Annotated in this window: 4 protein-coding genes and 1 pseudogene; 2 read left to right on the top strand and 3 right to left on the bottom strand. The window is 61.7% G+C overall.

What is annotated here, in order from left to right:
- Window positions 1–89: 89 nt before the first annotated feature.
- Window positions 90–1139 (bottom strand): annotated as a pseudogene (locus ACO550_RS34935) (bifunctional AfsR/SARP family transcriptional regulator/alpha/beta hydrolase); the annotation flags it as partial.
- A gap of 118 nt (window positions 1140–1257) precedes the next feature.
- On the opposite strand from ACO550_RS34935, the gene ACO550_RS34930 reads away from it, so the two are divergent.
- Entirely contained in the window at window positions 1258–2625 is a 1368-nt protein-coding gene (locus ACO550_RS34930) for a monooxygenase (RefSeq protein ID WP_315597938.1), read from the top strand.
- Between the two features lie 210 nt (window positions 2626–2835).
- The gene (locus tag ACO550_RS34925; protein WP_315597937.1) at window positions 2836–3243 is read left to right on the top strand and encodes a hypothetical protein; all 408 of its coding nucleotides are present in this window, start codon (window positions 2836–2838) and stop codon (window positions 3241–3243) included.
- 71 nt (window positions 3244–3314) lie between these two features.
- Here ACO550_RS34925 and ACO550_RS34920 read toward each other — a convergent pair whose 3' ends face one another.
- Both ACO550_RS34920 and ACO550_RS34915 read right to left on the bottom strand, forming a co-directional pair.
- The gene (locus tag ACO550_RS34920) at window positions 3315–4781 is read right to left on the bottom strand and encodes a DUF1254 domain-containing protein (protein WP_315597940.1); all 1467 of its coding nucleotides are present in this window, start codon (window positions 4779–4781) and stop codon (window positions 3315–3317) included.
- Between the two features lie 388 nt (window positions 4782–5169).
- Window positions 5170–6786 carry an AMP-binding protein gene (locus ACO550_RS34915; protein ID WP_315597936.1) on the bottom strand — a complete coding sequence of 539 codons (1617 nt, stop codon included), beginning with the start codon at window positions 6784–6786 and terminating at the stop codon, window positions 5170–5172.
- Between the last annotated feature and the right edge of the window lie 21 nt (window positions 6787–6807).

Raw genomic sequence — 6807 nt, 5'->3', positions numbered from 1 at the left:
TGAAGCAGGAACCCGCCGAAGTGAGCTGACACTGGAGTCATCGTTTCAGACGCAGCAGGAATCTCCTGCCTTCAGGTAGGGGAGGATGTCAAGCATGCCGGCCCGCTCTCGGATGCGCCGAACAACACGACCCGACGGGTCCCGGCAGCGTCGAGCACGGTGCCGATGTCCCGCGCGGTCGCGTTTGCGCTGGGATTGAACCCGACCCGGTCGGACAGTCCGATGCCGCGACGATCGAGCAGGATGAGCCGGCCCATCTCTGCGAGAGAAGACAGGAACGCCCGGCATCGGGGTTCTTCCCAAATCCGTTCGACATGGGACACGAAGCCGGGTAGTACAAGTATGTCAATGCCGCCGACGCCATAGGTCTGGAACGCGAGATGGACGCCGTCGTCGCAGACATAGCGCGTCGGTGGCGGCGCCTCGATCGGCAACGAGGTAGCGGCATTCAGCAGCGCGCGGGTTTCAGTTTCTGGTGCCACATCGAGCACGTCGCGAAGGCGTTGGGCTAGAGCCTCGAAGTGGCGCTCGGCCGTAGCCCGATCTCCAGCAAGCAGGAGATTGCGAATGAGGTGCCGGCCGTACACTTCGCTAAGAGGATCCATCTGGACGAGCCGGCTGGCGTGCGCCGCTGCGGCTGCGTAGTTGCCGGCCGCATGGCTGTCGTGCACCACCCGTTCCAGCGCCTGGATCGCCCGGCCCCGCAACGCCTCACGGCGAAAGAAAGCCCACTCGTCGAACTGCGGGCAATCACCTGCCGAAAAGCCTTCGAGAAAATCGCCGCGATATTTATGGCACGCCCACTCGAATTCGCCGCCATCGCAGGCTTGCTCGAACAGTTGGGAATCGAGTTGCAGGTCAATCGCTGGTGACCATCGAAGGGTCGAGCGGTCGGCCGTGAGAGCGTCGTCACCGAGCGTGAGCCGGAGGCGGCTCATGAGGCGCCGCAGGCGCGCCCGCACGACATCTTCGCCGTCATCCGGCCACAACATGGTTGCGACGACGTCGCGCCCGACTGGCCCCTTCGCTTCCGCCAGATAGACCAGCAGGGCCAAGCCTTTGCGCAAGGCCAACGGGCAGGGCAGGCCATCCCGGCGGATCTCCGGAAATCCAAGCGTCTGCACGCTAAACAGAGCCATAGCAGTGCCACCCTCCACGACGGCGCCCAGGGGACGATCAGGGGACGCGCCGATCCTACCATGCACCGCAGACGATCGTCGCTGAGCTCGGCGCAGCGGATCGAACTGGAGGATTGTGATGAAAAACCTCGGAAAACATGCGATCGTGATGGGCGCCAGCATGGGTGGACTGTTGGCCGCGCGCGCATTATCGGATTTCTTTACCACTGTCACTGTGCTCGAACGCGATGCGTTTCCGACAGCGGATACACCGCGGAAGGGGGTCCCGCAGAGCCGCCACACCCACGGGCTTCTTGCGCGCGGAAGCCAGATACTCGAGGATTTCTTCCCCGGATACAACAACGAGGTCGTCGCGCAAAGCGGTGGGTTGCTCGGTGATGCCGGTAACGACGTGATCTGGATAGGCCGCAACTTCGCGCTTGCCAATGGCAAGAGCGACCTGATCGGTCTGCTTGCGAGCCGCCCCGTGCTCGAAGGCCATCTGCGGCGGCGGCTCCTGAAACTCCCGAACGTGCGTGCCATGGAGAGTTGCGCGGTGCAGGGGCTCACCAGCGACGTCGCCCGCAAGTGCGTGACGGGTGTGCGCGTACGTGTCGAAGGCAGGCCGGAAGAAACCCTCAATGCGGACCTTGTCGTAGATGCAACTGGTCGCGGGTCGTCCAGTGCGACTTGGCTCCAGGAACTCGGTTACCACCCGCCCATCAGCGAGAAGGTCGAGGTCGGCATTGGCTACATCACGCGTACCTATCGGCGTCGGCCGGGGGATCTGGACGGCAAGCTCGGCATCGTGGTAGCCGCTAGTGCGCCAAACTGGCGGAACGGCGTCATGCTCGCGCAGGAGAACGATAGCTGGATTGTCAGCACCGGCGGCTTTCTAGGCGATGAGGCACCCGACAACGATCAGGATTTTCTGGCGTATCTGGCGACGCTGCCGACCATGGAGATTCACGACATGGTCGCCAGAGCCGAGCCGCTAAGCGACTACAGACGCTACCGCTACACCTGCAACTTGCGCCGACGGTACGAGAAACTTGCACGCTTTCCCGGCAACTACCTGGTGTTCGGAGACGCAATCTGCAGCTTTAACCCGGTCTACGGACAGGGCATGACGGTCGCGGCGCAGGAGGCGCTGATGCTGAAACAGTGCCTCTTGCGCGCGGGCTTGAACGATCTGGCGCAGCGGTTCTTCAAAGGGGCCGCGGAAATCGTCGACATCCCGTGGCACATCGCGATTGGCAACGACCTCCGCAATCCGTGCGTGAAGGGCGCGCGACCGCCGATGCTGCGCTTCATGAACTGGTACATCGGCAAGCTTCATCTGGCTGCAGTACACGACACCACATTGGCGACTGCGTTTCTGAACGTAGTCAACCTGATGACCCCGCCGACGTCTCTGCTCAGCCCTGCGATTGCCTGGCGGGTCTGGCAGGGCCACGGAAGGTCTGCGCTATCGGTTTCCTCGCCTGCTATCGAACGAGCCGCCTGACGACCGTATCGAGATGGGGTAGGGAAGAGGGGGGTGTTGTTACTTGTTCATCAGGCTTCTGCTGTCAGGAACTTTCCCCCTTTACTCCTTGCCGGCTAGCCGCTGGACACTGTATATTTATACAGTTGTCGTCGCATCCCGGAAAGCTGGCTCCCGTAGTCAAGCCCGTGCGGCGCCTGCGCTATCTCTCCCACACCTCGAAAGGCAACCATGTTCGTGGACCGCACCGAAATCATCAACGCCGCCAAGGCACTGCGCGCCAGCCAGGAAGAATCCAGATACAGCAAGCTTGTCGCGCTCGCGAACAAGCAGCTCAAGGCAATGCAAACGGCGATCCAGAAGGGCAAGGAAGAATTCGAGACCAGTCTGGTACTCGACATCAACGAAGACAATCCGCAAGCAGCGCTGGAACCGCGCGCTCAACGGCTAGCCGACGACCTCAGGGCGCAGGGCTACACCGCGACGGTGACCACGTTCGCGGAGGTCAGCACCGACCGCAAGGACTGGACGCCGAATATCACGGTCGCCATCGGTCTGGGCGACATGGTTGCCGAAGTCGACAACGCGATAGCAAAAAGCACGGTGACCGACGACGCGGAAGTCGCACTGGCTGACTAAGCTGTCAGTGAAGTGGCCTGACTGGCTGTCGAATTCCGCATCGGCGGCATCATGTAGTTTGTCGGCGAACGTCAGGCCACTTTGCGGATCGTCGGCGGCTTCCACGAGCCATCGAGGATCGGCTGCTTGCCCCAATAGGCGCGGATATAGAGCGAGAAGGCTCCACTCGGCGCCGGCAGCCAGTTGGATTCACGCTCCGCGCCCGGAGATTTTGCGCCCGCATATAGCGTCAACGATCCATCGGCATTTCTCCTCAGCGTGACGTTCTTGGTGCCGAGCGAGTAGCGCTTGAGGCTGTTCGGATGGAACAGGTGCTTGTCGTTATAGAGGGTCAGCGACCAGAAGCCATTGACCGGTGGCTCCTGCCCGGTTGGAAAGACGATCTCGTAGCTGCTGGAGCCGGTCAGTGCCGCACCTGCCCCGTCGAAATCGGTATAAAAGTACTGGGTTTCGGTGGGCCGGTTGTCGAACATGTTCGACTTGGCCGTGCCGGTACGGTTGAAGTAGTCGAATCCGGTCTGCGCGTTGTTGGTCGAGCGGTTCCAACCGTTGCCTGCGGGCAGGCCATTGCGTCGCCATTCGAAGAACGGCGCTATCGCGTCGCGTTCGGTCTCCACCGACGTCGATACAAGCAGCTTCTTGATCTCCGCGTCGCGACTGGCCACGTCCATCAGCGAGCGGAACTGCGCGTATAGCGCTTCCTCGCCGGACATCGGTGGCACGGTTTCCAGCACCTGCCCGAACTGGTCGAAGAATTTCTCGGGGATAACCCATTTAGTCTCGCCGTCGCTGGCGCCCGCTTCGGACTTTGGCCCGGGAATCTCGGGAGCCCTGGCCCAGTCGATGGTCTTCATGCGACCATCGAACTGCTTCAACGGATAAAAGACAATCTGGTTGAGGACCGGCTGAATGGCCTTGCGATCGTCCGCCGTGTCATTCATGAAGACGCGCGGTATGGCATTGGCCAGTGATGTCGGGCAGCGAATGACCGCAGTAATGCCAGCGGGCTTGCTGCCTTTCCATTTCGGCCCCGCCAGCAGGTAAAACCCGGGCTTGGTCTTGTAGGGCTTGCCAACCTGGCCGAACTGGTTGGTGCGGGCGTCATACAGTGCGTAGACCCAGAACCGGTCGCCAAAGTTGGGCACCTGGGCCACCACCGGCTCTTCGTCCAACTGGAAAAAGCCCAGCCCATAGACGACGTCCTGGTTCGGACAAGTCACGAATGTTTCAGCCGGATCAATGTAGTCGTGCAGCATAGCCACCTGGCCGCGTGGCGCAGCTGGCAACACGCCGTTGAGCAGGCCGGGATGCGGCGCCTGGGTAATGCGCGCAAAGCGGTTGAGCATATTGACCATCGGCCAGCCCCACACGTAAGCCATGCGCGCAATCACCTGCGCATAGCCAGCGTGCATCGGCAGGCCGGCCGGAGGCTGAACCTCCCTGGCTGCAGACGTCCCTGTGGGACTCGCGCCTGACCGCGCGCCGTCGTTTGACTCGGCAGCCGCCGCGGACGCGGGTACCGCCGAGAGCGAAGTCATTGCCACGGGAGCGACTCCGCCGAGAAATGTAAGCAGCCTGCGCGTGGTGTCTATCTTGTCCATTTCCGCCATCATCAGCCTCATTGAGTGAGCAATGGGATAAGTGCGGCGCCCTGAGGAACGAATTCAGAGGGCGTCTTAACACTCCGGTCAGCACTCAATACTGCACAGCGTCGCGGACGGCGAGAAGTCAAAGATTTTGTGGCCGATGTAAAAGCTTTGGGACAGTATGCGGCGCAAGCGACGCATAGATCCCCCCTCGATGACCTGATCAGTTCGGGCAGCGCAAAAGTCACTGGCGACGGCGCTGCCGTGGGCAAACTCAACGGATCTTCGCCCGGCAGCCGGGAGTGTCGTCGACACTTTGGAGGATCTATAGCGGCTGGGGCTATCGATCAATCGGGGCCCCATCCCGAAGCGATCGGCGGAGCACCTTGCCAACCGTGGACTTAGGTAGGGCTCTCACGAAGTCGAAGTCGCGCGGAACCTTGTAGGCGGTCAGTTCGCCGCGACAGTGCGCCTGCAGTGCCACAGCGTCCAGAGTCGTGTTGGGGGCGACTACCACGTAGACCTTGAGCGCCTCGCCGGTGGCGGCATCGGGGATCCCGATGCACGCACATTCGAGTACACCCGGGCATGCACTGACTACCGCCTCGACTTCATTGGGGAACACATTGAAGCCGGAAACGATCACCATGTCCTTCTTCCGGTCGACGATCTTGAGGAAGCCGTCCGGCGTCAAAACGCCTATATCGCCGGTCTTGAAGTAGCCATCGTCAGTGAAGGCACGAGCGTTGGCATCGGGGTTGCGCCAGTAGCCTTGCATGACCTGCGGGCCCTTGACGCAGATTTCACCTGCTTCGCCGGCTGCCATGTCGCGCCCGTCATCGTCGATCAGCCTGACGTCAGTGGAAGGCAGCGGCAGGCCGGCAGTGCCGTTGTATGCCTGGACGGACTGAGGATTGAAGGTCACGATTGGGCTGGTTTCAGACAGACCGTAGCCTTCACGAATGAAACTGCCGGTAATCGCCAGCCACTTTTGCGCTGTGGCAGGAATGATGGCGGCACCGCCGCCAGCGCTGAGGCGCAGACACGAGAAATCGACCTCGCCGATGCGCGGGTGAGCGGCCAGCGCAGCAAACAGCGTGTTGACACCGGTGATGAAGGTGCAACGTGACGCCTTGAGAATATCGATGAAGCCGTCCATGTCACGTGGATTGCTCACCAGCCAGTTGTGGCCGCCACGAATAAAGACGGAGAGGAAATTCACCGTCAGCGCAAAGATGTGATACAGGGGAATCGCCGTGACGACGACTTCGTTACTGGCATCGGGACTGCCCGGAAAGATGGCCTCGAACTGCGCGATGTTGGCAATCAGGTTGCGATGCGAGAGTGCCGCGCCCTTGGATACGCCGGTGGTGCCGCCTGTGTATTGCAGGAACAGCAGGTCGTTGCCGCAAATTTCGACGGGGTCCAGCCGCAGTTTCCTGCCCTGCGCGATGGCTTGACCGAAGGGCGTCGCATTGGGCAGCAGTGCTTGTGCATCGTCAGCGCCCACGGTAACCACTGACCGCACGCCGCTGGTTGGCAGTACGCGTGCCAACGTATCTGCCGCGCCACCAACCGCGATGATGGTTTGAGCATCGGCGTCATGCAGTTGGTGTTCCAGTTCGCTGGCTGTGTACATCGGGTTCACGTTCACCTGGATCGCACCAATCCGCGCAATGGCGATCAGCGCCACCGGGAAAGCCAGGACGTTAGGGAGCATCACGGCAACGCGGTCGCCGGGGCGCACGCCAGCCACCGACTGCAACCACGCGGCCAATGCGCGCGATTGCGCGTCGACCTCGGCGTAGGTCATCGTCAGTCCGTCGCAGGTGAATGCGCGCCGCGCAGCGTAGGTCTGCATCGCCTCGTCAAGGAGTACGACGAGCGACGGCACGGCGTCGGCATCGATGGTAGCGGGAATGTCGCCATAGCTGGCGAGCCAGGGTCGTGTATGCATGCTGTGTCAGGGAAGGGCGGA

The sequence above is a fragment of the Cupriavidus sp. genome, assembly GCF_057315035.1.
Note: the sequence above shows the minus strand (reverse complement) of the source record. Positions and strands in the feature narration are given on the sequence as shown.

Excerpts from the sequence above, each read along its gene's own strand:
- ACO550_RS34920 (WP_315597940.1), bottom strand. The coding sequence starts at position 4,781 with ATGACTTCGCTCTCGGCGGTACCCGCGTCCGCGGCGGCTGCCGAGTCA.
- ACO550_RS34915 (WP_315597936.1), bottom strand. The coding sequence starts at position 6,786 with ATGCATACACGACCCTGGCTCGCCAGCTATGGCGACATTCCCGCTACC.
- ACO550_RS34925 (WP_315597937.1), top strand. The coding sequence starts at position 2,836 with ATGTTCGTGGACCGCACCGAAATCATCAACGCCGCCAAGGCACTGCGC.
- ACO550_RS34930 (WP_315597938.1), top strand. The coding sequence starts at position 1,258 with ATGAAAAACCTCGGAAAACATGCGATCGTGATGGGCGCCAGCATGGGT.